We start from the raw sequence: 26942 nt of genomic DNA, 5'->3' as shown, positions 1-26942 counted from the left end.
TTCCCCACGCCCGACTCTCAGAAATGAATCCAGTGCTCGCTAACTTCCTGATCGGCCTGCGCGAAGGCCTCGAGGCGGCCCTCGTGGTCGGCATCCTGATCGCCTACGTGATCAAGATCCGGCGCCACGACGTGCTGCCCCGGATCTGGCTCGGCGTGGGGCTCGCGGTGCTGGTCTCGCTCGTCATCGGCGCGGTCCTCACCTTCGGCGCCTACGGGCTGAGCTTCGAGGCCCAGGAGACCATCGGCGGAGTGCTGTCCATCGTCGCCACCGGTTTCGTCACCTGGATGATCTTCTGGATGCTCAAGACGGCGAGAAGCCTGAGCGGACACCTCAAGGCGGATGTCGACAGGAATCTCGCCGGCGCCGGCTGGGGGCTCGTGCTCGTCGCGTTCCTCGCCGTGGGACGCGAGGGGATCGAGACCGCCCTGTTCATCTGGGCCGCCGTGCAGGCCACCGGCGCCACCACCCTCCCCCTGGTCGGTGCCGCCCTGGGCATCGCCCTGGCCGTCGTGCTCGGCTACCTCATCTACCGCGGCGTCGTCCGCATCAACCTGGCCAAGTTCTTTACATACACGGGCCTCTTCCTCATCGTGGTGGCGGCCGGGGTGCTCTCCTACGGGGTGCACGACCTGCAGGAGGCCGGCATCCTGCCGGGCCTCAACTCCCTCGCCTTCGACGTGAGCGCGGCGGTTCCGCCGAGCAGTTGGTACGGCACCCTCCTCAAGGGCACCGTCAACTTCTCCCCGGCCACCACCTGGCTCGAGGCGATCGTCTGGGTGCTCTACGTCGTGCCGGTCCTCACGGCCTTCATCCTGTCGAACCGCCGAGCCCGGCCCGGCACCACCGCGACCCCCGGCAGCGCCCAGCTCGCCGCCGAAGGAGTTCGATGATCTCGCGCAGCGCCCGTTCCGGCCGCGTGGCCCTCAGCACCGCGACGGGAACGGCGGCACTGCTCGCGCTCTCCGCCTGCGTGCCGAACACCGCGACCACGGCCGGCGCCACGTCGATCGCCGTCGAGAGCACCGCCACGACCTGCGTGGTGTCGAAGTCGACGGCGCCGAGCGGCACCGTCGAATTCACGGTCACCAACTCGGCCGACAAGGCCACCGAGTTCTACCTGCTTGCCGCAGACGGCAAGCGCATCGTGGGCGAGGTGGAGAACGTGGCACCGGGCGCTCCGCGCAAGCTCACCGTCAAGCTCGAGCCGGGAAAGTACTTCACCAGCTGCAAGCCCGGCATGAACGGCGCGGGCGTCGGCACGGCCAGGTTCACCGTGACTTCGTCCTCCGCGGGCGCCCAGCGCACCGGCGACGAGAAGACCAGGGCGCAGGCTGCTGCGGCCGAGTACGTGTCATACGTTCGGGACCAGGTTTCCCGGCTCGTGCCGGCGACCACCGCCTTCCTCGACGCGTACCGTGCGGGGGACGACGCCACCGCGCGTTCGCTCTACGCCTCCACCCGGGCGTACTACGAGCGCATCGAACCGGTCGCCGAGTCGTTCGGCGACCTCGACCCGGAGATCGACCTCCGCGAGGCCGATGTCGCGGAAGGCGACACCTGGACCGGATGGCACCGCATCGAGAAGGACCTCTGGCCGCCGGCCGCCGCCAACGACGGCAGGCCGTACGCCGCCCTCACCACCGGCGAGCGGGCGACCTTCTCCGCCAAACTCGAGAAGGACACGGCCAGGCTCTGGTCCGCCGTCAATGCCTCCGGGTACGGCCTCACCGCGGACGCGATCAGCAACGGAGCCATCGGGCTGCTCGACGAGGTGGCGAACGGCAAGATCACCGGCGAGGAGGAGATCTGGTCACACACCGACCTCTCCGACTTCCAGGCCAACCTCGAGGGTGCCCGGGTGGCCTACGAGGGAGTCCGCACCATCGTCGTGGCGAAGAACGCCTCCCTCGCGACGCGCATCGACGGCCAGTTCGACTCACTCGAGAAGCAGCTCGCCGCCTACGGCTCGCTCTCGACGGGCTTCACGCCGTACGACGAGCTCACGAAGTCGCAGGTGAAGTCGCTGGCCGACGGCGTCAACGCGCTGAGCGAGCCGCTCTCGCGCCTCACCTCCGTCGTCGTCGGCTGATCGGCACAGGATGACGGCGAAGAGCGGCCTGTCCCGCCGCGGCCTGCTCGGCCTCGCCGGGGCCGGCGTGGTGGGTGCGGGCGCGGGGTTCGCCATCGACCGTTTCGTGGTCCCCGCCGACGCGACAGGGTCGGCGCCCTCGACGATCTACCCCTTCCACGGCGAGCACCAGGCGGGCGTCACGACGGCCGCTCAGGACCGCCTGCACTTCGCCGCCTACGATGTCTCGGACATCTCCCGCGCGGAGCTCGTGTCGCTGCTCAAGGACTGGTCGGCCGCGGCCGCACGGATGACCGCGGGACGGCCGGTGGGCGACGGGGCGATCGACGGCCAGAAGGATGCGCCACCCGACGACACGGGAGAGGCGCTCGACCTGCCCCCGGCCGGTCTCACCATCACCTTCGGTTTCGGTCCGTCGCTCTTCGACCACCGCTTCGGTCTCGAGGACAAGCGCCCGGCGGCGCTGATCGACCTCCCGCACTTCCCTGGCGACGCGCTGATCGACGAACTCGTGGGCGGTGACCTCTGCATCCAGGCCTGCAGCGACGACCCCCAGGTGGCCTTTCACGCCATCCGCACCCTCTCGAGGATCGCATTCGGGCGGGCATCCATCCGGTGGTCGCAGCTCGGCTTCGGTCGCACCTCGTCCACGACCAGGGCCCAGGTGACCCCGCGCAACCTCTTCGGCTTCAAGGACGGCACGGCCAACGTCAAGGCGGAAGACACCGCCCGGGTCACCGACCACGTCTGGGTTCCGAGGGGCGATTCCGCCGCCTGGATGACCGGCGGCTCCTACCTCGTCTCCCGCAAGATCCGGATGACCATCGAGACCTGGGACCGCACCGCCCTGCGCGAGCAGGAGCGCGTGATCGGTCGGTCCAAGGGCGAGGGGGCACCGCTGAGCGGCGGATCGGAGTTCACCGAGCCGGACTTCGCCAAGCTGGGGCACGGCGCGGTCGCGATCGACGCGGGAGCCCACGTGCGCCTGTCCCACCCGAAACAGAACGACGGAGCGCTGCTTCTCCGCCGGGGCTACAATTTCGTCGACGGCAACGACGACCTCGGTCGGCTCAACGCCGGCCTGTTCTTCATCGCCTTCCAGCGGGATCCGCGCACCCAGTTCGTGCCCATCCAGCTCCGCCTCGCCAAGAACGACCAGATGAACGAGTACATCCGCCACGTGGGCTCCGGCATCTTCGCCGTGCCGCCGGGCGCTGCCGTCGGCGGCTACGTCGGCCAGACTCTTTTCGGGTGAGAGCCGACTACGTTGTCACGTGGCCAGGGTGAACCGGCGTCCGGGATGTCATCCGGCGGTGGACCGAGCTACTTGCCCTTGTCCTTGACCGTCGACACCGTGTAGTTGGCGACCCAGCCGTTCTTGCCGTCCTTGGTCACGGCGGCGATCACCCCGAGCTTGTCGCTCGCGAAGACCCCGGTGCCGCCGTCCGCCGTGCTGGCCTGCACCGCGGCATCCGATTTGAAGCCGGCGTCGGTGAGCTGCTTGGCGATGTCGTCGAACGAGGAGGCGCCATCGACCCTGATGGTGAGGTTCCACACCTTTCCGCCACTGTCGCCGACGGAGAGCCCGTAGAGCACCTCGCCCTTGGCGATCGGCACCTCGGACGGGAAGTCCTTGGGGATCTCCTTGCCGCCGAGGTCGACCTTGCCGCCGGTGGCGTTGTGCACGAGGTTCTGGATCGAACACCCGGTCAGCATCGCGGGACCGGCGAGCACGGCGAGCCCGATGGCCAGAGGGACGGTTAAACGCCTGACGGAGCTCTTCATTCGGCCAAGCTTAGGGCCGCACGAAGAACTCCGACAGTGTGGGGAGCGGCTTACGCGTTCTGCTTCTTCAGGCGCGAGGTCTTGCGCTGGCGGGCGCTCGCGTCGAGCTCCACCTTGCGGATGCGCACGAACTCGGGCGTCACCTCTACGCACTCGTCCTCGCGGGCGAACTCGAGGCACTCCTCGAGCGTCAGCTTGCGGGACGGCGTCATGCGCTCGAAGGTGTCCGAGGTGGACTGCCGCATGTTGGTGAGCTGCTTTTCCTTGGTGATGTTGACGTCCATGTCGTCGGCGCGCGAGTTCTCGCCGACGACCATGCCCTCGTACACCTCCTGGGTGGGCTCGACGAAGAACGACATGCGCTCCTGCAGGGCAACCATGGCGAACGGCGTCGCGACTCCGGCGCGGTCGGCGACGATCGAGCCGTTGACGCGGGTGACGATCTCGCCCGCCCACGGCTCGTAGCCGTGCGAGACGGCGTTCGCGATGCCGGCGCCGCGGGTGATGGTGAGGAACTCGGTGCGGAAGCCGATGAGGCCACGCGACGGCACGATGAACTCCATGCGAACCCAGCCGGTGCCGTGGTTCGACATGCCCTCCATGCGGCCCTTGCGGGCGGCGAGGAGCTGCGTGATGGCGCCCAGGTACTCCTCCGGGGAGTCGATCGTGAGGTGCTCGTACGGCTCGTGGACCTTGCCGCCGACCTGCTTCACAACCACCTGCGGCTTGCCGACGGTCAGCTCGAAGCCCTCGCGCCGCATCTGCTCGACGAGGATGGCGAGGGCGAGCTCTCCACGGCCCTGCACCTCCCAGGCGTCCGGGCGTCCGATGTCGACGAGCTTGATCGAGACGTTTCCGACGAGCTCGCGGTCGAGGCGGTCCTTCACCATGCGGGCGGTGAGCTTGTGGCCCTTGACCTTGCCGATCATCGGGCTGGTGTTGGTGCCGATCGTCATCGAGATGGCCGGGTCGTCAACCGTGATGGTCGGCAGCGGGCGCACGTCGTTGGGGTCGGCGAGGGTCTCACCGATGGTGATGTCCTCGAAGCCGGCGACGGCGACGATGTCACCGGGGCCGGCCGACTCTGTGGGGAAGCGGTCGAGCGCCTTGGTGATGAGCAGCTCGGTGACCTTCACGTTGTGCACGGATCCGTCGTGCTTGACCCAGGCGACGGTCTGGCCCTTCTTGATGGTGCCGTTGAAGACACGCAGCAGGGCGAGGCGGCCGAGGAACGGGGAGGCGTCGAGGTTGGTGACGTGGGCCTGCAGCGGGTGCTGGTCGTCGTAGCTCGGAGCCGGGATGTGCTTGAGGATCGCGTCGAACAGCGGCTCGAGGTCGTCGTTGTCAGGCAGGGTGCCGTTCTCCGGCTTGTTCCAGCTCGCGGCGCCGTTGCGGCCGGAGGCGTAGACGACCGGCACGTCGAGGATCGCGTCGAGGTCGAGGTCAGGGAAGTCGTCCGCCATGTCGCTCGCGAGGCCGAGCAGCAGGTCCTGGCTCTCCGCCACGACCTCGTCGATGCGGGCATCCGGTCGGTCCGTCTTGTTGACCAGCAGGATCACGGGGAGCTTGGCCTCGAGCGCCTTGCGCAGCACGAAGCGGGTCTGCGGCAGCGGGCCCTCGCTCGCGTCGACGAGAAGCACGACGCCGTCGACCATGCTGAGGCCGCGCTCGACCTCGCCGCCGAAGTCCGCGTGGCCCGGGGTGTCGATCACGTTGATGGTGATGGGACCCTCGGTGGCGTGGATGCCCGAGTACGACACCGCGGTGTTCTTGGCGAGAATCGTGATTCCCTTTTCGCGCTCGAGGTCGTTCGAGTCCATGGCGCGCTCTTCGAGGTGAGCGTGCGCAGCGAAGGAGTTGGTCTGGCGAAGCATGGCGTCCACGAGCGTGGTCTTGCCATGGTCGACGTGCGCCACGATTGCGACGTTGCGCAGGTCATTACGGGTGGCAATAGCCATGGGTGTACTTCCTTTAAAGTGATCTGGCTTGAGGGAGTTCTGGCGTGAGAACGTGGAAGGCCAGGAGAAAGGCGTTGCGGCAGGATCACGACAGTGGTGCCCTGCGCCGTCCAGTCTACCTCGGCCAGCCCGTCAGCCCCTATTTGGCTGATTTAACCGGCGCCCAGGCCCAGATATTCCAGAGCAGGTTGGGAGCGAGCGGTGATGGCGCAATGCCGGTGACCCGATCGTCGAACGCGGTCACCGAGGGGAACTGGTAGAGCGGTACTCCGTAGGCGTCCGCCCAGACGAGCGAATCGATCTTGTGCAGGATGGCGATCTGCGCCGTGCGATCGAAGGTGGAGTCGAGGGAGTCGATGAGGCCGTCGACCTGCCTGTTCGCGTAGAAGTTGGAGTTGTCGATCGTCGAATCCGAGCGGAAGGACGCGGCGACGGCAGAGACGGCGAGGCTCGATGGTCGCAGCGCGTAGAGCGACGAGTCGTACGCCCCAGGGGTGCCGAGCAGCTCGCGCCAGTCGGTGCTCGAGCAGTCGGTGACGGCGAACCCGGCCAGCGCCGCCGACTTCTGGATGAGGCCGAACTCGGCGACCCGGCGCGGGTTGGACGGGTCGAACAGCACGCAGACCTCGGGCGAGGCCACCCCGGCGGCGGCGAGGGCGGCCTTCGCCCCCGCGATGTCGACCCTCGAGTATTCGCGGGAGCCGTTGCTCTTCACGGCGGACTGGTAGCCCGTCGACCCGGGCAGGAACACCTGCGAGGAGCGCAGCCGGGCATCCTTCTGCACCGGCACGACGAGGGAATCGAGGATCTGTTGCCGCGGCACCGTCTTGAGGAAGGCCCTTCGCACCTCGGGGTTGGCGAACGTGCCGTTCTTGCCGTGGTCGAACTGCAGGTCCAGGTGCTCGTATGCCCCGTCGAATCCGCTCAGGATCGTGGCGTTGTCCACCGAGACGAGTTGCTTCACCACGTCCTCGGTCGGTTGCGGGGACACCACGTCCACTTCCCCGCGCCGGAACGCCTCGACGGCGGCGAGTGGATCGGCGATGTAGCGGATCGTGACCCGCTCCACCTTGGGGCGGTGCGCGCCGGTGTACCGGGGATTCGCCGTGAGGGTGACGTGGTTTCCCGGCACGACGTCGGTGACCGTGTACGGGCCGGTGCCGACCAGAAGGTCCTTGTCTGGCTTCGCGGCGGAGAAGTTGAAGCCGGTGTCCCAGAAGCGCGCGATCTTTGCCAGCTTCGGGGCGTCATCCGTCTGGATCGCGGCGATCATCGCCCTCTTGGCCGCGTCGTGGTCGCGGATGCCGAGCGCCTTCCCCGCCACGACGTGCGCCGGGACCCCGACCCCGAAGACCAGTTCCCAGTCCACGAAGAACCTGTCGTAGCTGAGCGTGAGCGACCGGCCGCCGTCGCCGATGACCGGTGTCTTGGTGACGAGCTGCAGGCCGTTGCCGCTGAAGCCGTCGAAGTGCACGACGGACGGAGGGAACGGCCGGGAGTACTTTCCGGTCTCCCGGTCGAGGTAGGAGGAGTCGTCGAAGCCCTTCGTGTTGAGCGCGCCGGAGTTCGCGGCCCAGGACAGCAGCATGTCCGCCGCATCCACCGGCACGCCGTCCGACCAGGTCACCCCCGGCGCGATCGTGTACTTGACGGTGAGCGGGTCTCGGGAGACCACCCGATACGACCCGAAGGAGGTGTCCCGCACGAGCCTGGGGGTGTTGTCGTAGTAGTTGAACTGGGAGTTCGTGGCCGCTGAGACGGTGCCGTTGGCCGCGGAGTTTCCGTAGGACGTCTTGGGGTTCGCGGACGAGAACAGCTGGCTCGAGGCGATCCTGATCGTGGTGCCGCTGACCACCGTGGTGCCGCAGCCGGCGAGCGCGAGCACCAGGATCAGGGCGACGAGCGTCGCGAGAGGCCGTGGTCTCGCTGCATCATTCCGTTCACGGCGCACCCTCCATGCTAGGCATGGAGGGTGGTCCGGATTGACCTAGGACGCCGCCCGCTGCTCCCGGCGGAGCTTCTGGGCCGCGGGATCCGGCAGCGGAACCGCCGCGATCAGGCGCTGGGTGTACGCCTCCTGCGGGTTGCGCAGGATGTCTTCCTTGTTGCCCTGCTCCACGATCTTTCCGTGGTTCATCACGACGATCCGGTCGGCGAGGAGGTCGACGACCGCGAGGTCGTGGCTCACGAAGAGACAGGCGAATTGGAGCCTCGACTGGATCTCCTGAAGGAGTTCGAGCACGCGCGCCTGCACAGACACGTCGAGCGCGGAGGTCGGCTCGTCCGCGACGAGGAGCTTCGGGCTGAGGGCCAGGGCCCGAGCGATGCCGATGCGTTGGCGTTGGCCGCCCGAGAGCTCGTGAGGGTAGCGGTTGCGGAAGCTCAGCGGCAGCTCCACCTGTTCGAGCAGCTCCTCCACGCGAGTGTTGATCTGCTTCTTGTCGAAGAGTCCGGACAGCAGAAGCGGTTCGCCGATGCTCTCCCCCACCGGGAATCGCGGGTTGAGCGAGGACCCGGGATCCTGGAACACGATCCCGAGGCTGCGGCGCACCGCGCGCAGCTCCTTGGTGCTCGCGCCGGCGATGTTCTGCCCGACCACGGTCAGGGTGCCGGCGGACACGGGGACGAGGCCGACCGCGGCGCGCGCGATCGTGGTCTTTCCGGAGCCCGATTCGCCCACGAGGCCGACGATCTCGCCGGGGTAGATCGAGAACGACGCCCCCTCGACCGCCGTGAACGCGGGCACCCGGCCGCGCTTCGGGTAGACCACGCTCACGTCGTCGAGCACCAGGGCGGGCTGCTCGGTGCGGGTCGCTTCCGCGACGGCCACCGCCTCGCCGGTGCCGAGGTGCGGCACCGCGGCGAGCAGCTCCTTCGTGTACGGGTGCTGCGCGTGGTTGAAGATCTCGTCGACGGTGCCGCGTTCGACGATCTCGCCGTATCGCATCACGATGACGTTGTCCGCGAGGTCGGCCACGACTCCCATGTCGTGGGTGATGATCACGATCGCGCTGTTGAGCCGGGTGTGCAGGTGCCTCAGCAGGTCGAGGATCTCGGCTTGGATCGTCACGTCGAGCGCCGTTGTCGGCTCGTCGGCGATGAGCATGTCCGGGTCGCAGGAGATCGACTGCGCGATCATGGCCCGTTGGCGCTGTCCGCCGGACAGCTGGTGCGGGTAGGAGTCGAACGCCTTCTGCGGATCGGGCATCTCGACGAGCTCGAGAAGCTCGAGTGCGCGCACCTTCGCCTCTGCCGGGGTGAGGGGGAAGTGGATGCGCAGGGCCTCCATGATCTGGAAACCAATGCGGTAGACCGGGTTGAGCGCCGTCATCGGCTCCTGGAAGATGACGGCGATGTCCTTTCCGCGCACCTGACGCAGCTTGGCCATCGTCGCTCCGATGAGTTCTTCGCCGTTGAGGCGGGCGCTTCCCGTGGCCCGCCCGTTGGCCGGGAGCAGGCCGAGCAGGGACATCGAGCTGACGCTCTTGCCGGATCCGGACTCGCCGACGATGGCCAGCACCTCTCCGGGGCGCACGACGTAGTCGAGGTTCTTGGCGGCGGGAATCCACTCGCCTCCGACCCAGAATTCCACTCCGAGCTTGCTGACCTCGAGGATCGGTGCGTTCGAGTCACGGGTGTTCGTCTTGGGATTCATTTCTGCTTTCCACCTGCAATTCTGCCGAGTGCTCTTCGTGACGCCCGCGCTCCCCGTGGGAGCATGGACGAATGGCTGAGACCGTTGTGCTTCGATCCACCTTTGGAAAATTCCTGACGCTCAGCGTGATCGTTGTCGTCGTGGCGTGTCTGGTGGCGCTCGGCGTGCAGGGCGAAGTCGACGTCGCCGTTCGCTTCGTGGCCCCGCTCGTGGCGCTCGCCTACCTCGTCTGGCTGGTCTACTGGGCGCCCGCGGTGGAGGTCAGCGACGGAGGGGTCAGGCTCGTCAATGTGTTCAGGAGGATCGACCTCCCCTGGCCGGCCATCGAGCGAATCGACACCAAGTACGCGCTCACGCTCTTCACGAAGTACGGCCGTTTCGTCGCCTGGGCCGCGCCCTCGGCCGGTCGGCACCGCTTCATCAACACGCCGAAGGAGGATGCCCGCGGACTGCCCGAGAGCTCCTTCATCGCCGGGACCCTCGGCCAGGGCGATCTTCCGAACACGGAGTCCGGTGACGCAGCGGCCGTGGTGCGTGCTCGCTGGGAGAGCCTGCGCGACGGCGGCCATCTGGACAGCGGCCTCCTGGACGACGCGATTCGACCGGTCGCCTGGAACCCCGTGAAGATCGCGACGACCGCCGTGCTCGTGGCGGCGAGCCTCGCATCGCTTCTGGTGTTCTCCGGTCGGTAGGGGCCTCGCCACTAGCGGATGCCCGCGTTCGACGGCCGACGCCGGAACCAGCCGGCGATCACCTGGCCCATCTGGCGGTACGGCCCCGTGCCTCCCGGAATCCGCCGCTGGCGTGGGTCGAAGGCGTCACGGAGACCATCGCCGATGAAGTTGATGGCGAGGGCGATGATGATGATGAACAGGCCGGGCCACCAGAACAGCCAGGGCCTGGTCTGGAAGGCGCCCTGGTACTCGTTGATGAGCTGGCCGAGCGACACGTCGGGGGCCGCGATTCCGAAGCCGAGGAAGCTCAGGGCCGCCTCGGTGAGGATGGCGCCACTCATGAGCAGGGTCGAGCTCACGATGACGACGCCGACCGCGTTCGGGAGGATGTGCTTGAAGATGATCCTGCCGGTTCCGGCACCCGCGACCCGGGCCGCGTCCACGAACTCCCGCTCGCGCAGGCTGAGGAACTCGCCGCGCACGAGTCGGGCGAGGGCGGTCCAGCCCAGGAAGCCGAGGCCGATTCCCAGCGCGGCCGCGCCGAGACCGCCGACGGCGCGACCGAGGACCGCGCCGATGATGAGGATCGGGAAGATGATGAAGAGGTCGGTGAGGCGCATCAGCCACTGGTCGACCCAGCCGCGGTAGAACCCGGCGAGGGCCCCGATGACCACGCCGATCACCGCGGCGATGCTGCCGAACAACAGCGTGACCACGATCGACTGCTGCGCCCCGCGCATCACCCGCGCGAAGATGTCCCGCCCGATCTCGTCCTGCCCGAAGGGGTGCAGCCCGAAGTTGAACGGCAGGGTCCAGGTGGGGTTTCCCCTATTGATGATGGTGTTCTGGGCCTCGTAGCCGAATCTCCACCAGCCGGGAATCTGCACGCCGAAGAGGTTGACACCGATCGACGAGTAGACGAGGGCGGCGACCAGCAGCAAGGCGATGATCGAGATCATCGCCCCGCGGTGGCGGAAGAATCGCCGGCGAACGATGGTCCCCTGGCTGAGTCCCTCGACCTCGCGCTGCTCGATGGTCATTCCGGCGCTGGCCGGATCCTCGGGGGTCTGGAGTAGCAGGTTGGTCATGGTCAGCTCACCCGAATTCTGGGGTCAAGTGCCGTGTAGGCGAGGTCGGCGAGAATGTTGAACACGATGGCGAAGGAGCCCACGATCAGGAAGACCGCCATCAGCACATTGAGGTCGAGGGGGTCCTTGAGCGCCCCCGTGAAGAGCGACCCCATGCCCCGCCAGGCGAAGATCGTCTCGGTGATCACCGCTCCTCCGATGAGGCCTCCCACGTCGAACGCGACGACGGTGATGATGGGAATCATCGCGTTGCGGAAGGCGTGGCGCATCACCACCGTGCGCTCGGTGAGTCCCTTGGCCCGGGCGGTGCGCACGTAGTCCTGGTTCATCACCTCGAGCAGGCTCGCGCGGGCGTAGCGCGTGTATCCGGCGAGCGAGATCAGGATGAGGGACATCGTGGGCAGCAGGAGGTGGGTGTAGCTGTCGATCATGTGCAGCCAGATCGAGCCTCCGAGGTCCGGGGTGTTCGCCCCGACGGTGGCGATCGGCCGACCGCCGACCGCCTGCACATAGTCCGGCCAGGAACGCATCAGCCTGTCGGCAAGGACGAGCAGACCGACCAGGAACGACGAGATGGCCGCGGTGCGCGCCGCCGGCCAGCGGTCGTCCCTGCCCATGAAATAGCCCACCGCCAGTCCGACGACGATCGACAGCACCCCGAGCAGCCCGAGCAGCCAGAACGCCGGGAAGGCGGCGAAGAGGAACTGGAGCGGATACCAGAGAGCCACGCCGATCAGCACGGTGATCAGCGCCGCATACAGGGCGCGCCGGTTGGAGAGCCCGGTCGTGAGCGAGGTGACCATGACGGCCGTGAGCGCCCCGAGCACGGCGATGAGGACGGGCCCGAGTTGAGGAGTCGTGAACCAGTCGGTGACGACGAGAAAGCCGAGCGTCGCCGCGGTGATGACGGTCGCCGAGCCGAACACGATGAGCCGGGGCTTGCCCTCCCCGCCGATGATGCTCATCCAGATGAACCCGGAGACGAGCGATATCACCGTTATCGACAACGGCGATATCACGGGCGACCCGAGGAAGTTGTTGAACCCGATGGCCACGTAGAGCTTGAGCAGCACCGCCACCCAGAACGCCGGGAGCGAGAAGAACAGGAACGAGAGGAACGTCACGGTGTAGTCGTAGCCGCTGTACTGGCGGATCGCCGTGCTCATGCCGATGGCGACGCCGAAGATGACCGCAAGCAACGTTGCCGCGGTGACGAGCTGGAGGGTGTTCGCCGCTGAACTGCCGACCAGGCTGATGACGGAGTGCCCGTTGACGCTGTCGCCGAGAGTGAACTGACCGATGAAGACCTTGAGGATGCCGCTCAGCCAGATGAAGAAGCGCAGGGGCGTCGGCACGTTGAGCTGAAGCTGGTCGATGCGCGCCGCGATGAGCGCCGCCTTGTTGGGGGCCGTCGACCCGCGCAGGTCACCGAGCGGGTCTCCCGCGAGGGAGGCGAGGTTGTAGATGAGGAAACTGGCGACGAGGAGCACCAGGATCGAGGCGCCTAGGCGCCGAATAATGAACGAGAGCACAGTTGCTGGTCGTCGCTTTCTGTTGCACGAGGAAGCCCGGTACGCGACGACTGGCTGTCGACACGACGAAGCTATTTGACCACATGGAGATGGAAGTCGCCTTGACTCATTAGTGGCCAGGGTGGATCAATGATCCACCCTGGCCACTTAAAATGCGACTACTTGGCGGCCGCCTTGGACGGCGCCCACTCCCAGAAGTTCCAGAAGTACTGCGGTGCGAGGAACGCCGGCTTGACGTTCGTCACCGTGTCGCTCCAGGCCGTCACTCCGGGGAACTGGAAGATCGGAACCGACCAGGCCTGCTGGCCGATGATCTTGTCCGCCTGCACGAGCAGGTCATCCTGCTTGGCCGTGTCCGTCTCCGTCGACAGCTTGTCGTAGATCGCGGTCAGCGCCTTGTCGGACCAGCCGTAGTAGTTGTTCAGACCACCCGGCGTGTAGTTCGCCTGGTTCTGCGCGACTGCCAGGCTCGTGGCCTGCCATCCGAACAGCGCGGCGTCGTAGGCGTTCGGCTTCGACGAGAGGTCTGCGCCCCACGTCTCGCTTCCACCGTCGATGACCGTGATGCCGGCGAGTGCGGCCGACTGGCGAACCAGCTCGAACTCCTGCTGGCGACGGGTGTTCGTCTTGCCGTAGAGGAATCGAACCTTCGGGCTGGTGACTCCGGCCTTCGCGAGGTCGGCCTTGGCTCCCTCGATGTCGACCTTGTCATACTGGGCGTACGCGCCCTCCTTCTTCACGGCGTCGTATCCGGGGGTGCCGGGAACGAACTGCAGCGAGGCGCGCAGAACGGCGTCAGGCTGGAGCGGTTTGATGAGCTTGTCGACGATGTCCTGGCGGGGAACCGTCTTGAGGAAGGCCTCACGAACGAGCTGGGCCTTCGCCGCGTCGCCGCCGTAGGTCTTCGGGTCGAAGACTCCACCGTTGGTGACCTGAAGGTCGATGTGCTCGTAGGTGGACTCGGTCGCCGCCTTGTACTTGACCCCGGACAGGCCCTTGATCTGCGTGAGCAGGTCGGCAGTCGGCTGGCCCTCTGCGATCTTGACCTCACCGTTCTGGAGCGCGGTGATCTGAGCCTGCGGGTCGCCGACGACTCGTACCGTGATCTTCTGGTACTTGGGCGACGGTCCCCAGGTGTAGTCCTTGCGCGCCGTCAGGGTGACGAACTGCTGGTCCTTGAGGTCCGTGACGACATACGGTCCGTCGGAGAGCAGCTTCTGCTTCTCCTTCGGCATGTCGAGGAACTTGTAGTCGTTGCTCCAGGACTTGGCGACCGGGCTCAGGAACGTGTAGTCCTTGTCCTGGACGGCCTTGATGAACGCCTTGTTGGCCGCGTCGCCGGAGTACTTCTTGTCCGGGTAGGCGAGCTGCACGGTGCCGTGGGCCGAGACACCGATCGGGAACGAGAGCTCCCAGTCGACGAACGGCTTGTCATAGACGATCGTGACGCTGCGGTTGTTGTCGCTGATCGTCGGGGTCTTGGACACGAGGTCGAGACCCTGGCCCTTGACGGCACCGGCGTTGAAGAAGACGCCCTTGTCGAGCGCGGCCTGGTTGGTGATGTTGCCGTCGGCGTCGTACTCCGCCTCCACGTTGTTGAGGTGTGTGGTCAACGCTGCCCACGTCATCATCATGTCTGCCGCGCCGACCTGCACGCCGTCAGACCACTTGACGCCCTCTTTCACGGTGTACTTGACCGTGAGCGGGTCCTTCTTCTCGACCGTGTACGTGCCGAACTCGGTGTTCTTGACGAGCTTGTTCTTGTCGTCGTAGTAGTTGAACGGCGAGTTGGCCATGTAGGAGATGTTGTTGTTCGCCGCCGAGTTACCGGTCGCCGACAGGGTGTTGTACTCCTGCAGCGGATCGTTCCAGGCGACGCTGATGGACGTCCCCTTGATCACTTCCGAGGTCTTCGGCACGCTGCAGCCGGACAAGGCCAGCGCGGCGACGGCAACGACTGACGCCACTACCGCAATCCGTTTGATTTTCAATTTTCCTCCTGTGCAAGATGAGCGACGGCAGCACGATTTCCTAGCGTTCTGCCGCGCTAGATAGAAGAACCATAAGTAGGGCGTGGTCTCCCCGCCAAACTGTATGGGTAAACGTTACACAGTGGTAACAGTCGCAAGGGAATGTTGCGCTAGATCGAGATTTGGTGCGTCGATACGGCCTGATTCACAATTTTATTGCGGATGTGCGGCGGGTCCGGGGATAAAGCGGCGGAAACATCGGGGTAGCATCGGAGGCGTGTCCCGGGCCTCCTTGTCGAACTCCACCAAGAATGCCCTCCTGATCTTCGACGGCGATTGCGGCTTCTGCACGACATCCGTTCGCTACCTCGAGCGCACCCTCCCGGCGATGCCCTCGAGCGTTCCCTACCAGTGGGCGGATCTCGACGCGCTCGGGTTGAGCACCGACGAGGCGTCCGCCCGGGTGTGGCTCGTGACGCCCACCCACCAGTACGGTGGGCACCTCGCGTTCTCCGCGCTGCTCAGGCACCAGCCAGACCCCGGGTTGCGTCTCGTCGGCTGGCTGCTGGCCACTCCCCCGTTCTCCTGGGCCGGGGCGCTCGGGTACTCCCTGGTCGCCCGTTACCGGAACCTGCTGCCGGGCGGTACCCCCGCCTGCGCGGTCAAGCGGTGACGTGAGGCCGTTCCGGCTGTCCCCCGGGCAGTTCCCCCTCCTGGGCTCGCCAGACGAGGTGCCGCCACGGAAACGGATCGTCGCCGAGGTCTGGCTCGTTCTCGGGCTCTCGCTCGGGGCATCCGCCGCCTACTCGATCGTGTCGATCGCCGACAGCCTCACCCGCAGCACACCGCTCTCCCGGCAGGTGCGGTCGCTCAACGCCGCGCTCAGCGACCGCCCGCTGTTCGACCTCATCTACCAGTTCCTGGCCATCTTCTTCGACCTCGTGCCGGTGGTTCTCGTGGGATTCCTGCTCTGGCGGGCCGCACGCCCCCACCTCGGGCGCCTCGGGGTCGACCTGCGCCGGCCGGGCCGCGACGCCCTCGTCGGCCTCGGACTCGCCCTCGCGATCGGTATCCCCGGCATCTTCGTCTACCTGGGCAGCAAGGCGATGGGAATCAACCTCACGGTGAGTCCATCGCCGCTCGACACCTATTGGTGGACGGTGCCCATCCTCGTGCTCAGCGCACTGCGCGCCGGGCTGCAGGAGGAGGTCATCGTGATCGGCTACCTGTTCGCCCGGCTGCGCGACCTCGGCTGGCGCCCGTGGTCGATGATCCTCACCGCCGCCGCCCTCCGCGGGGGCTACCACCTCTACCAGGGCTTCGGCGCGTTCGTGGGCAACTTCGCGATGGGTGCGCTGTTCGGCTGGCTGTACACGCGCTACGGCCGCGTGCTCCCGCTCGTGATCGCCCACTTCGTGATCGACACCGCGATCTTCGTCGGGTACCCATGGGCGGCATCCGCCTTCCCCGGCCTGTTCGGCCTGCCGGGCAAGTAGGCCGCCGGCCGCCCGCGCTACCCGCGTCCGCGGCGCCCGCGCGCTACCCGCCCGCGATTGTTCCCGTTTGTCACGCCGGTGCCGGGGCGATCCGGCACAGTTGCGACAAACGGGAACAAGAGCGAGAAGGCGCGGGGCGCGGGGCGCGGGCGCGAGGGCGCTGGGTCAGTCGGCGAACGCCTCCGGTGGCGGGCAGGCGCAGACCAGGTTGCGGTCGCCGAACGCGTTGTCGATGCGACGCACCGGCGGCCAGTACTTGTTGCGGATGAGGGTGCGCACCGGGTACACGGCCTGCTCCCGCGAGTAGGCGTGGGTCCACTCCCCCTCGATCACGGATTGCGCCGTGTGCGGTGCGTGGTGCAGCGGGTTGTCGTCCGCCGGCCATTCGCCGGCCTTCACGGCATCCGCCTCCGCCTTGATCGCGATCATCGCGTCGATGAACCGATCGATCTCGGCGAGGTCCTCGCTCTCGGTCGGCTCGACCATGAGGGTGCCGGCTACCGGGAACGACATCGTCGGGGCGTGGAACCCGTAGTCGATGAGGCGCTTGGCCACGTCGTCCACGGTCACACCGGTCGACTCGGTGAGCGGTCGCAGGTCGAGGATGCACTCGTGCGCGACGAGCCCGTTGTCGCCGGAGTAGAGCACCGGGTAGTGGTCGCGCAGCCGAACCGCGACGTAGTTGGCGGCGAGCACCGCTGCCCCGGTGGCCCGCTTCAGCCCGTCGGCGCCCATCATGCGCACGTAGGCCCAGCTGATCGGCAGGATGCTCGGCGAGCCGAACGGGGCCGCGCTGACGATGTTGGCGTACTCGGGCAGCTGCTCCGCGCTCCGGCCGGCGATCGTGTCGCGCTGCGCCATCGGATGCCCGGGCAGGAACGGCGCGAGGTGCGCCTTCGCCGCGACGGGTCCGACCCCCGGGCCGCCGCCGCCGTGCGGGATGCAGAACGTCTTGTGCAGGTTGAGGTGCGAGACGTCGCCCCCGAAATCGCCGAAGCGGGCGAAGCCGAGCAGCGCGTTGAGGTTGGCGCCGTCGACGTAGACCTGGCCGCCCGCGTCATGCACCGCCTTGCAGATGGACCCGACCTCGTGCTCGTAGACGCCGTGCGTCGACGGGTAGGTGATCATGAGTCCGGCGAGTTCCGCCGAGTGCGCCTCGATCTTGGCGCGCAGGTCGTCGAGGTCGACGTTGCCGAGCTCGTCGCAGGCGACCACCACCACGCGCATCCCGGCGAGCACCGCCGACGCCGCGTTCGTGCCGTGGGCGCTCTGCGGGATGAGACACACGGTGCGGCCGGCGTCGCCGCGGGAGAGGTGATAGCCGCGAATCGCGAGCAGTCCCGAAAGCTCGCCCTGGCTGCCCGCGTTGGGCTGCAGCGACACCGAGTGATAACCGGTGACGTCGGCGAGCCAGGACTGGAGCTGCTCGATCAGCTGCAGGTAGCCCTCCACGTCCGCCTCGGGCGCGAAGGGGTGGAGACCCGCGAACTCCGGCCAGCTCACCGCCTCCATCTCCGTGGCGGCGTTGAGCTTCATGGTGCACGAGCCGAGCGGGATCATGCCGCGGTCGAGGGCGTAGTCGTAGTCGGCGAGGTGCTTGAGGTAGCGCATCATCGACGTCTCCGACCGGTGCGTGTTGAACACCGGATGGGTGAGGAAGTCGCTCGCGCGCCGCAGCTCCGCCGGGATCCAGGTGCCGGTCTCCAACGGCACCGAGTCGTCCGCGAGTTCCTCGCCGAGGATCTCGGCGATCGCACGGATGTCGTCCATGGTGGTGGTCTCGTCCACCGACAGCTGCACGTGATCGGCGTCCGCGAGGTGGATGAGATAGCCGGCCTCGTGCGCGCGTTCGACGAGGGCCGCGGCATCCGTCTTGGTATGCAGCCGCAGGGTGTCGAAGTAGTTGGCCGTGACGAGGGTGTGCCCCGCCTCCGTGGCGGCGCGGGCGAGCACCCGGGCGAGCCTCGTGACTCGGGTCGCGATCTGGGTGAGGCCCTGCGGGCCGTGATAGACGGCGTACATCGAGGCCATCACGGCGAGCAGCACCTGGGCGGTGCAAATGTTGGAGGTGGCCTTGTCGCGGCGGATGTGCTGCTCGCGCACCTGCAGCGAGAGGCGGTAGGCCGGATGCCCTGCCGCGTCCTGCGAGACGCCGACGAGCCGGCCGGGCAGCTGGCGTTCGAGCCCGGCGCGCACGGCCATATAGCCCGCGTGCGGCCCGCCGAAGCCCATCGGAACCCCGAAGCGCTGGCTGGACCCGACGGCGACGTCCGCTCCAAGCTCCGCGGGCGAGGCGATGAGGGTGAGGGCGAGCAGGTCGGCGGCGACGACGGCGAGGCCGCCGCGCTCCTTGACCGTCGCGAGAACGGCGGAGGGGTCCCACACGCGACCGGATGCGCCAGGGTACTGCACGAAGACCCCGAAGGCCTCGGGCAGTTCGTCCGCTTCGATGGTGGTTAGGTCGAGGTCGACGAGGGTGATCCCGACCGCCGCGGCCCGGTTGGCCAAGAGCGCCCGCGTCTGCGGCAGGGTGTCCGCGTCGACGATGAAGAGGCGCGGCTCCACCTTGCTGGCGCGGCGCGCGAGCATCATCCCCTCGACGACAGCGGTGCCCTCGTCGAGCATCGACGCGTTGGCGGTGTGCAGGCCGGTGAGGTCCGTGATCATGGTCTGGAAGTTGATCAGCGCCTCGAGACGACCCTGCGAGATCTCCGGCTGGTATGGCGTGTACGCCGTGTACCAGCTCGGGTTCTCGAAGACATTGCGCTTGATCACGGCCGGGGTGATCGTGTCGTAGTAGCCGAGCCCGATCATCGACCGGTTGACGGTGTTGAGCCGGGCGAGTCCGCGCAGCTCGGCGAGGGCCTCCCGTTCAGTCGCGGCCGGCGGCAGCACGCTCTCGCTCGCCGCCCGGAAGCCGTCGACGTGGATCGAGGCCGGCACGGCGGCGCCGACGAGGTCGTCGACGGTCTCGTAGCCGATCGCGGCGAGCATCGTCGCCTGCGCGGCGTCGTCGGTGCCGATGTGGCGCTCGGCGAAAGCGCCGGTGGGGAGGGAAACGGCGTCGTCCAACAAATCCACTACTCTCCCACCAGCGCCGTGTACTCGGCCCGCGTCAACAACGTGGGCAGCTCGGTGAAGGCCACCTTGATCAGCCAGCCCTCTCCGAACGGGTCGCTGTTGACGAGCTCGGGGCTCGCCACCACTGCATCGTTCGTCTCGGTGACGGTGCCGTTCACCGGCGCGAAGAGCTCGCCGACCGACTTGGTGGACTCGATCTCGCCGACGACCGTGCCGCTCGCGACCGGCGAGCCGACCGCCGGGAGCTCGACGAAGACGACGTCGCCCAGCTTCTCGGCCGCGTAGGCGGTGATGCCGACGGTGGCGATGTCGCCATCCACCCGCACCCATTCGTGCTCGGCGGTGAAACTCAGTGAATCGTGGTCAGCCATGGTTATTTGGCCTCTCTCTTGTAGAAGGGGAGTGGGACGACGGTGGCCGGGATGCGAGTCCCGCGCACATCGATGAAGAGTGGAGTTCCCGGCTCGGTGACGCCCGGGTCGACGTAGGCCATCGCGATGGGATAGCCGAGGGTGGGGCTGAGCGCCCCGCTCGTGATCACGCCGACCTCGGTGTCCCCCGAGTAGACGAGGTAGTCGGCCCGGCCCGCCCGCTTGCCCTCCGCGCGGAGGCCCACGAGCATCCGTGCGCCCTCCGGTGGCCCGGCCTCGACGGCGGCGCGGCCCACGAAGTTGCCCTCCTTCTTGAGGTTCACGACGCGGCCGAGCCCGGCCTGCACCGGGAAGGTGTGCAACGAAAGCTCGTGACCGTAGAGCGGCATGCCGGCCTCGAGGCGCAGGGTGTCGCGGCTCGCGAGTCCGGCCGGCACGAGGCCCCGGTCGGTACCGGCCGCCACGAGGTCGTTCCAGAGCCGTGCGGCCCGGTCGTTGCTCACGTAGATTTCGAAGCCGTCCTCGCCCGTGTAGCCCGTGCGGCCGACCATGGCCTCCTCGCCGAGGTAGCTGCCGAGCGTGCTCCAGTAGTACTTGAGGTCGCCAGGGGCGACGGGCAGCACGAGCCCACCGTCGACCCGCGTCAGCGACTCCACAATGGCCAGGGCCTGCGGCCCCTGCACGGCGATGAGGGCGATCTCGTCGCTCTCGTCGACGACGGTCGCGTCGAATCCGGAGGCCCGCGCGGCCAGTGCCGCCGCGGCCGGGAAGCGGTTGGAGGCATTGGCGACGACGGCGAACCGCTCCGGGTGGGTGCGGTAGACGACGACGTCGTCGACGATCCCGCCGTCCGGGGTGAGCAGCAGGGAGTACTTGGCCTGGCCGACCCCGATCGCCGAGATCTTGCCGGCGAGCGCATAGTCGAGCGCGGCGGCGGCGCCCGGTCCCGTCACGATGATCTCCGCCATGTGGGAGAGGTCGAAGAGCCCGGCCACGGTGCGCACCGCGTGATGTTCGGCGAGGTCGCTGGAGTAACGCACCGGCATCTGCCAGCCGGCGAAATCGGTGAAACTCGCTCCGGCATCCACGTGGATCTGGTGGAGCGGGCTGTACTTTTCGGTCGGGGTGCTATCGGTCACAGAGTTCTCCAGCGTGGTCGGATTGCCAAGAACTCCCCCTCTGTCATAGGCCTGAGAGCTTCACCGGCCCGATGGACCGACTTTCACCGTGGGCGAGGAGTCGACGTTGAGTCCTGCTTTTCAGAGTGGCCTGTTCGATGCGGTACACGTACCTGAGAGATTGGTGGGGAGAATTGCTCCTTCGGTGCCGGGTTCCGCAGTCGGCGTTCGACTGGTGCCCCGGCTCTCCCGCATCGCGTTGAGCGGCCCGATATTCGATTGTGGGGCCAGCCTACCGGCTTGGCAGCGCCACGGCACACGGCCGCCGCCCAGCCTGGGGTCTACGATGCGAGAGCACCGTCGAAGGGAAACGCCATCACCGCTCTGCCGGGCTCGGATCGAGTCGCTCAGCCATACTCGCCACAGGCGCCTCGTTCCGTCGTGGCGATCCGCCCGCGGGCGTTCTCGGTGAACCAGCAGACCGCGGCCGACAATGCCTTCCAGTCGGCCCGCATCGACGCCGAGCCGGGCGAGATGGCCAGGGCCGCGTACGCGGAGGTCACCCGCGTGCACGAGGTGCTCACCGGTCACGGCGTGGAGGTGCACCTCTTCGACGACCTGAGCACGGGGCTCACCCCCGACTCGGTGTTCCCCAACAACTGGTTCTCCACGCACGCCGGGGGGCACGTGGCCGTGTACCCGATGTGGTCGCCGAACCGTCGGCTGGAGCGCCGATGGGACATCATCGAGATGCTCAAGCGCGAATACCGCGTGCAGGATGTGATCGACTACTCCGGGCTCGAGCAGGACGGACTGTTCCTCGAGGGCACGGGAGCGATGGTGCTCGATCACCTCGACCGCGTGGCGTACGTCTGCCGTTCGAACCGTGCGGATCCCGTGGCGCTCGAGCGGTTCTGCACCCACTTCAACTTCGAGCCGATCGCCTTCGACGCGCTGGATGACGCCGGCCGGCCGATCTATCACACGAACGTGCTCATGTGCATCGGAACCCGGTTCGCGATGGCCGGTTTCGACCTGGTCGTGGACGAGGTGCGACGCGCGGAGATCGAGGACCGGTTGAGCGACTCGGGCCGCGACCTCATCCCCCTGACCAGGGAGCAGGTCAGCGAGTTCGCCGGGAACGCGCTCGAACTCGAGGGCTCGCACGGCTTGATCCTCGCACTGTCGACCCGGGCGCTTGCGAGCCTGACGAGCCGCCAGGTGGCGGTGATCGAGCGCTCGGCGTCGATAGTTCCCCTCGACGTGCCGACCATCGAGCTCGCCGGAGGTTCCGTGCGCTGCATGCTGGCCGGCATCCACCTCGGTCGCCGCACTGCCCGCCCGCGCGACTGACCGCCGGGGACGGGCCAACGCGATTCAGCGCACCCGGTCGAGCGAGTCCTCCGGGTCGAGCGGCCGGGGCGCCCCCGTCGAACGGCGACGGACGAGATCGAAGGGGGCGGGCTCGAAGGATTCGGTGTGGCCCCGACCCTCCAGTTCGGCGAGCAGCACGCGTGTCGCGTCGACCCCCTGCTGGTAGGGGTTCTGCCTGATCGTCGTCAGGCCGAGCACCTCGCCGTTCTGGTGACCGTCCACTCCGATCACCGAGATGTCGCCGGGAACCGAGAGCCCCTCCTGCGCGATCGCTGCCAGGGCGCCGAAGGCCATCTCGTCCGATGCCGCGAAGACCGCGGTCGGCCGCGGTCCCGGCTTCGAGAGCAGCTCTTTCATCGCACGATAGCCGCCTTCGAACACGAACCCGCCGTTGACAATCCATTCATCGCGGGCCTCGATGCGTGCCGCCGCAAGCGCCGCGATGAACCCCTCCCGCCGCTCGAGCGGCACAGCGGCGTTGAGCCCAGATTCGTCCTCTCCGCCGATGTGGGCGATGGCCGTATGGCCGAGTTCTATGAGGTGGCTCGTCGCGGCGAACCCGGCCTTGCGATCGTCGATGCCCATGTGCCGCACCCCGGGACCGGGGCCGCCGACGACGATCACGGGGTATTCCATCGCCTGAAGCTGTTCGCGTTCGCCCGGGTCGAAGACGAGGCAGAGCACGACGAGCGCGTCGACGCGCTTGCGCAAGATGGACCGGTGGAAGACCCGCTCCCGGTCTCCTCCCCGGCCGCCGAGGTTGTAGAGGATGAGGTCATAGCCCGCCGCGCGCAGCTGGGCGTCGATGCCCTCGAGCACCTTCACGTAGAACCAGCGGTCGATCACGGGAACGAGCACGCCGATCGCGCGCGTCCGGCCGGTCGCCAGCCCTGCGGCCGACGACGAGGGGATGTAGCCGAGCCGTTCGGCGGTCCGCTGCACCGACCGTGTCGTCGTCTCAGAAACGCTTGGCAGCCCGCGGAGCGCGCGGGAGACCGTCGATTTGGAGAGTCCGGTCGCGCGGGCAATTTCCTGGATGCCAGTCACAATCCCCAAGTTATCCCATCAGACTCGGTCCCGATCGGGTGCCGTCTCCTTCACTCGGCGCAGGATGCGCGATCGCCTTCGGACTAGCACCGCAAGGACGATCACGAGCACGAGCAGCACGAGCGCCCAGGTGAGCGCCGGTTGGTCGGTTATCTCGCTCACCACCGTGATGATGAAGAACATGATCGCGAAGAATCCGACGAACCCGATCGCCAGGTCGACCGGGTAGGTCGGGCGCGTCGGTGCCTTCAGCGCCATCGGTCGCTAGCCCTTCACCCCGCCGGCCGTGAGGCCGGCGACGATCCTGCGCTGGAAGATGAGCACGAGGATCACCAGCGGAACCGTCACGATCGTGCCCGCCGCCATGATCGCGGTGTACGGCTCGACATGGGGCTGGCTGCCGGCGAACCCGGCGATGGCCACCGTGACCGGCTGGGTCGCGTCGCTCGAAAGCTGGCTCGAGATGAGGTACTCGTTCCAGGACGAAATGAACGCGAGGATCGCGGTGGTGAACACCGCCGGCGCCGCGAGCGGCATGATCACTCGACGAAAGGCCTGCACCCGGGTGCACCCGTCGATCCTGGCCGCCTCCTCGAGGTCCCACGGCATCTCCCGGAGGAACGATGTGAGCGTGTACACGGTGAGCGGGAGGGCGAACGAGATGCTCGGAATGATGAGGGCCTGGTAGGTGCCCATCCAGCCGATGTTGGTGAAGAGCTGGAACAGCGGCGTAATGAGGGCGACGCCCGGGAACATCGAGGCCGCGAGGATCGCTCCGGAGATAATCCCCTTGCCCTTGAATTCGAGCCTCGCGAGAGCATAGGCCGCTGAGATCCCGAACAGCAGTGCGACGACGGTGACCGTCGCCCCGATGAAGAGGCTGTTGAGCATCGCCTGCCCAAGGTGGTTACCGAGCGCCGTCGAGAACGCCGTCTCAAAGTTCGCGAGGGTGACGTGGGTCGGCCACGGGGTCGTGTCGTAGGTGAACCCGACATCGCGAAAGGCGGTCACGATCATCCAATAGAACGGCGCGATACACCAGAGCACGATGACAAGCGCGCTGATGACGGTTCGCACCATCGGTGCGCTCGACTTGCGAGTGCGCGCGCGGGTGGCGACACCCGCGCGATCCCGATCGGCGGTGTGTGAGCGTTCGGCTGCGATTGTCACTTGAGCACGCCCTTCTGCTGGTTCGCCTGGGTCTGGACGACGTTTGCTCCGAGGAACCTCACGAACAGGAAGGCGACGATGAAGATGACGAGGAACGTGATGGTCGACAGTGCCGACGCGCTATTGAACCCCTGTCTGATCTGATCGACGACCAGGATCGAGAGGGTCGTCGTGGCATTACCGGTGCCACCACCGCCCCCGGTGAGGATCTGAGGAAGGTCGAACATGCGGAGGGCGTCGAGAACTCGGAACAGGATTGCCACCATGAGCGCCGGCCGCACGAGCGGGAGGGTCAATTGGAAGAACCGCTGCACCGTCGATGCGCCGTCCATCACCCCGGCCTCGTAGACCTCCTCGGGGATGAGCTGGAGACCGGCGAGAATCAGGAGCGCCATGAACGGGGTCGTCTTCCAGGTGTCGGCGATGATGATCGCGAATTTCGCGGCCCACTCGTCACTCGTCCAGAGGATCTTCGCCCCGAGCACGCTGTTGAGGATGCCGTTGAACGCGAAGATGAAGTACCAGAGCTTCGCGGTCACGGCCGTGGGGATGGCCCACGGCACGAGGATCGCCGCGCGCACGAGCCCGCGTCCTCGAAAGGCCCGATTCATGATGAGCGCCATCCACATGCCGATCACGGTCTCGAGCACCACGGTCACGGCGGTGAAGAAGAACGTCGTACCGAAGGCGTTCCAGAACTGCGCGCCGAGGTTGCCCGGTGGGCACGCCGACGTGACCCCGGTGGTCGAGACGCACTGCTGCAGGAGCCAGTGCGCGTAGTTCGAGAACCCGGCGAAACCGCCGGCGACGAAGAGGCCGGTCGCCTTGTCGAGGCCGGCGTCCTTCTGGAACGACATGATGATCGCGCTGACAACCGGATAACCGATGACGACCCCCAGGATGACCAGCGACGGGGTGATCAGGTAGCTCGCCCAACGGCCGTGGGCTTCGTTCAGGCCGCCGCGCTTCCGACCACCCGCGCGGCCGGGTGGGGGAGACAGTTTCGACGGAACCTCGGTAACAGCGGACACGTGGCCTCCTTGCCTGGTGTGCGTTGGGTGCGGTGTGCCGAGCCGGAGAGACCGTTCGATCCCTCCGGCTCGGGCATCAGCACTGATCTGGTTAGGACGTTGCCGCTTTGATGGCGGCCTGCATATCCGTAAGCGCCTGCTTCACGCTCTTGTCCCCCTTGAGGGCCGAGTATGCGTTGTCCTCGATCGCCTTCGTGACCGCCGGGTAGAAGGGACTCACCGGGCGCGGGATCGCGTTGAGGATCGACTCCTTCAGGGTCGGCAAATACGGAAGCTTAGCGATGAGGTCGGCATCGTCGTAGAGGCTCGTGCGCACCGGGGCAAGCGAACCCTGGGTCGCGAAGAACTTCTGGGTCTCGGCACTCTCCAGGAAGGTGAGGAAGTCACGCGCCGTCGCCTTGTGCTTCGAGTACACGCTGATGGCCGCGTTGTGCCCGCCCAGGGTCGAGGCGCCGGTGCCGGTGAGGCCGGGGAGCGGAGCGACCGCGAAGGTGTCCTTCACGACCGAACTGCCATCGGACTTCGCCAGACCGTACACGTACGGCCAGTTGCGCAGGAACATCAGCTTGCCGCTCTCGAACGCGATTCGGCCCTGCTCCTCCTGGTAGGTGATTGCCTCCGCCGGGATGTTGCCGTTCTTGAACGCGTCGGCGAGGAGGCTGAGCCCCTTGACGGCGTCGGCCGAGGTCAGGGTCGGGGTGACCCCGTCGGCGGCGAGCACCGATCCACCCGCTCCGTTGATCGCCTCCGAGGCGTTGACCGTGAGGCCCTCATACTTGGCGAACTGTCCCGCGTAGCAGGCGATGCCTGCGCTCTTGGCGATGCTGCACATCGACATCATCTCGTCCCACGTCTTCGGCGGGGTCTTCACCAGGTCGGTGCGGTAGTAGAGCATGCCGCCGTCGGAGGTCTGCGGCGCCGCGAAGAGCGTCTTGTTATAGGTGGCTGTCTTCACTGCCGAGGGGAAGAGGCCGGTCGTGTCGAGCTTCATCTTGCCGGTGAGAGGGGTCAGCCAGCCCTTGGCCGCGAACTCCGCGGTCCAGACCACGTCGACGTCCACGACGTCGTAGTTGGGATCCTTGGCCTGGAAGTGCTGCACGAGGTCATCGTGCTGCTGGTCGGCCTGGTCGGATTGCTCCTTGAATGTGACCTTCTCGGTGGGATGCGCCGCGTTCCACTTGTCGACGAGGGGCCGCACGACATTGCTGTTGTCCTTGCCCTGCACATAGGTGATCGGCCCGTGACTATCGAGATTCGCGCCTGCCGGGCCGCCGCTCGAACCGCCGCTCGGGCTTCCGCTCGAGCAGCCGGCCAGGGCAAGCCCGATGACCGCGATTCCGGCCGCGGACACTAGGCGAAACTTTTTCATGTTTCCTCCTCGTTGAGGCTGCAGTGGGATCTTGCCTGATGCCCGGCCAATGTAACCCCGATGGGGGCCGAAATGCAACCGGTTGCGAAGGGTGGATCAGCGGATGTTACGTCGCCCGAGCGAGAGCCGCG

22 protein-coding genes and 2 riboswitches are annotated in these 26942 nt (G+C 67.2%); of the genes, 7 read left to right on the top strand and 15 right to left on the bottom strand.

Annotation, left to right across the window (positions count from 1 at the left end; translation table 11 throughout):
• Positions 1-32 precede the first annotated feature (32 nt).
• The 3 genes from efeU to efeB are packed head-to-tail and all read left to right on the top strand — an operon-like array spanning position 33 to position 3347.
• Positions 33-893, top strand: a complete 861-nt coding sequence (gene efeU, locus FVP33_RS06400) for an iron uptake transporter permease EfeU (RefSeq protein ID WP_147783203.1) — start codon at positions 33-35, stop codon at positions 891-893.
• The gene (gene efeO, locus FVP33_RS06395) at positions 890-2092 is read left to right on the top strand and encodes an iron uptake system protein EfeO (RefSeq protein WP_147782787.1); all 1203 of its coding nucleotides are present in this window, start codon (positions 890-892) and stop codon (positions 2090-2092) included. Before efeU ends, efeO begins: the two co-directional genes overlap by 4 nt.
• A 10-nt stretch (positions 2093-2102) precedes the next feature.
• Positions 2103-3347 carry an iron uptake transporter deferrochelatase/peroxidase subunit gene (gene efeB, locus FVP33_RS06390; RefSeq protein ID WP_147782786.1) on the top strand — a complete coding sequence of 415 codons (1245 nt, stop codon included), beginning with the start codon at positions 2103-2105 and terminating at the stop codon, positions 3345-3347.
• A gap of 68 nt (positions 3348-3415) precedes the next feature.
• On the opposite strand, the gene FVP33_RS06385 is transcribed toward efeB, so the two are convergent.
• The 4 genes from FVP33_RS06385 to FVP33_RS06370 all read right to left on the bottom strand — a co-directional run bounded on the left by FVP33_RS06385 (position 3416) and on the right by FVP33_RS06370 (position 9490).
• Entirely contained in the window at positions 3416-3877 is a 462-nt protein-coding gene (locus FVP33_RS06385) for a hypothetical protein (RefSeq protein WP_147782785.1), read from the bottom strand.
• Positions 3878-3927: 50 nt separating this feature from the next.
• On the bottom strand, positions 3928-5835 hold the full coding sequence (gene typA / locus FVP33_RS06380) for a translational GTPase TypA (RefSeq protein ID WP_147782784.1): 1908 nt from the start codon (positions 5833-5835) through the stop codon (positions 3928-3930).
• A gap of 139 nt (positions 5836-5974) precedes the next feature.
• The gene (locus FVP33_RS06375; RefSeq protein ID WP_147782783.1) at positions 5975-7786 is read right to left on the bottom strand and encodes an ABC transporter family substrate-binding protein; all 1812 of its coding nucleotides are present in this window, start codon (positions 7784-7786) and stop codon (positions 5975-5977) included.
• Between the two features lie 36 nt (positions 7787-7822).
• On the bottom strand, positions 7823-9490 hold the full coding sequence (locus FVP33_RS06370) for an ABC transporter ATP-binding protein (RefSeq protein WP_147782782.1): 1668 nt from the start codon (positions 9488-9490) through the stop codon (positions 7823-7825).
• Positions 9491-9561: 71 nt separating this feature from the next.
• On the opposite strand from FVP33_RS06370, the gene FVP33_RS06365 reads away from it, so the two are divergent.
• On the top strand, positions 9562-10182 hold the full coding sequence (locus tag FVP33_RS06365; RefSeq protein WP_147782781.1) for a PH domain-containing protein: 621 nt from the start codon (positions 9562-9564) through the stop codon (positions 10180-10182).
• 11 nt (positions 10183-10193) lie between these two features.
• On the opposite strand, the gene FVP33_RS06360 is transcribed toward FVP33_RS06365, so the two are convergent.
• The 3 genes from FVP33_RS06360 to FVP33_RS06350 form a co-directional block, all read right to left on the bottom strand.
• Positions 10194-11252, bottom strand: coding sequence for an ABC transporter permease (locus FVP33_RS06360; protein WP_147782780.1), 1059 nt, complete (start codon positions 11250-11252; stop codon positions 10194-10196).
• 2 nt (positions 11253-11254) lie between these two features.
• Positions 11255-12784, bottom strand: coding sequence for an ABC transporter permease (locus FVP33_RS06355; RefSeq protein ID WP_147782779.1), 1530 nt, complete (start codon positions 12782-12784; stop codon positions 11255-11257).
• 158 nt (positions 12785-12942) lie between these two features.
• A complete protein-coding gene (locus tag FVP33_RS06350; RefSeq protein ID WP_246142199.1) occupies positions 12943-14751 on the bottom strand; it encodes an ABC transporter family substrate-binding protein in 1809 nt (602 codons plus the stop codon).
• A gap of 280 nt (positions 14752-15031) precedes the next feature.
• Here FVP33_RS06350 and FVP33_RS06345 point away from each other — a divergent pair, with 280 nt between their 5' ends.
• Positions 15032-15427: a thiol-disulfide oxidoreductase DCC family protein gene (locus FVP33_RS06345; protein ID WP_246142198.1), complete on the top strand. Its 396-nt coding sequence runs from the start codon at positions 15032-15034 to the stop codon at positions 15425-15427.
• Positions 15428-15443: 16 nt separating this feature from the next.
• Entirely contained in the window at positions 15444-16250 is an 807-nt protein-coding gene (locus FVP33_RS06340; protein ID WP_147783202.1) for a CPBP family intramembrane glutamic endopeptidase, read from the top strand.
• 165 nt (positions 16251-16415) lie between these two features.
• Here the strand turns inward: FVP33_RS06340 and gcvP are convergent, their stop codons facing one another.
• The 3 genes from gcvP to gcvT form a co-directional block, all read right to left on the bottom strand.
• Positions 16416-19244, bottom strand: a complete 2829-nt coding sequence (gene gcvP / locus FVP33_RS06335; protein WP_222706657.1) for an aminomethyl-transferring glycine dehydrogenase — start codon at positions 19242-19244, stop codon at positions 16416-16418.
• 86 nt (positions 19245-19330) lie between these two features.
• Positions 19331-19702 (bottom strand): glycine cleavage system protein GcvH, encoded by a 372-nt coding sequence (gene gcvH, locus FVP33_RS06330; RefSeq protein ID WP_147782775.1) that lies wholly within the window; start codon positions 19700-19702, stop codon positions 19331-19333.
• A 2-nt stretch (positions 19703-19704) separates the two neighbouring features.
• Positions 19705-20841: a glycine cleavage system aminomethyltransferase GcvT gene (gcvT, locus tag FVP33_RS06325; RefSeq protein WP_147782774.1), complete on the bottom strand. Its 1137-nt coding sequence runs from the start codon at positions 20839-20841 to the stop codon at positions 19705-19707.
• Positions 20842-20871: 30 nt separating this feature from the next.
• Positions 20872-20971, bottom strand: a riboswitch (glycine riboswitch).
• Positions 20972-21082: riboswitch (glycine riboswitch) on the bottom strand.
• A 38-nt stretch (positions 21083-21120) separates the two neighbouring features.
• Between gcvT and ctlX the strand changes: the two genes are divergently transcribed.
• Positions 21121-22173, top strand: a complete 1053-nt coding sequence (gene ctlX, locus FVP33_RS06320) for a citrulline utilization hydrolase CtlX (RefSeq protein ID WP_246142197.1) — start codon at positions 21121-21123, stop codon at positions 22171-22173.
• 24 nt (positions 22174-22197) lie between these two features.
• Here ctlX and FVP33_RS06315 read toward each other — a convergent pair whose 3' ends face one another.
• The 5 genes from FVP33_RS06315 to FVP33_RS06295 form a co-directional block, all read right to left on the bottom strand.
• Entirely contained in the window at positions 22198-23241 is a 1044-nt protein-coding gene (locus FVP33_RS06315; protein ID WP_147782773.1) for a LacI family DNA-binding transcriptional regulator, read from the bottom strand.
• Between the two features lie 18 nt (positions 23242-23259).
• Positions 23260-23499, bottom strand: coding sequence for a hypothetical protein (locus FVP33_RS06310; RefSeq protein ID WP_147782772.1), 240 nt, complete (start codon positions 23497-23499; stop codon positions 23260-23262).
• Between the two features lie 6 nt (positions 23500-23505).
• Positions 23506-24321: a carbohydrate ABC transporter permease gene (locus FVP33_RS06305; RefSeq protein WP_147783200.1), complete on the bottom strand. Its 816-nt coding sequence runs from the start codon at positions 24319-24321 to the stop codon at positions 23506-23508.
• Positions 24322-24407: 86 nt separating this feature from the next.
• Positions 24408-25412, bottom strand: a complete 1005-nt coding sequence (locus FVP33_RS06300) for a carbohydrate ABC transporter permease (RefSeq protein ID WP_425460941.1) — start codon at positions 25410-25412, stop codon at positions 24408-24410.
• 121 nt (positions 25413-25533) lie between these two features.
• Positions 25534-26811: an ABC transporter substrate-binding protein gene (locus tag FVP33_RS06295; protein WP_147782771.1), complete on the bottom strand. Its 1278-nt coding sequence runs from the start codon at positions 26809-26811 to the stop codon at positions 25534-25536.
• Positions 26812-26942 lie beyond the last annotated feature (131 nt).

Origin of the sequence: Lacisediminihabitans profunda (genome assembly GCF_008040105.1) — a bacterium.
Classification (GTDB): Bacteria; Actinomycetota; Actinomycetes; order Actinomycetales; family Microbacteriaceae; genus Lacisediminihabitans; species Lacisediminihabitans profunda.
This window is presented reverse-complemented; position numbering and strand designations above follow the sequence as displayed.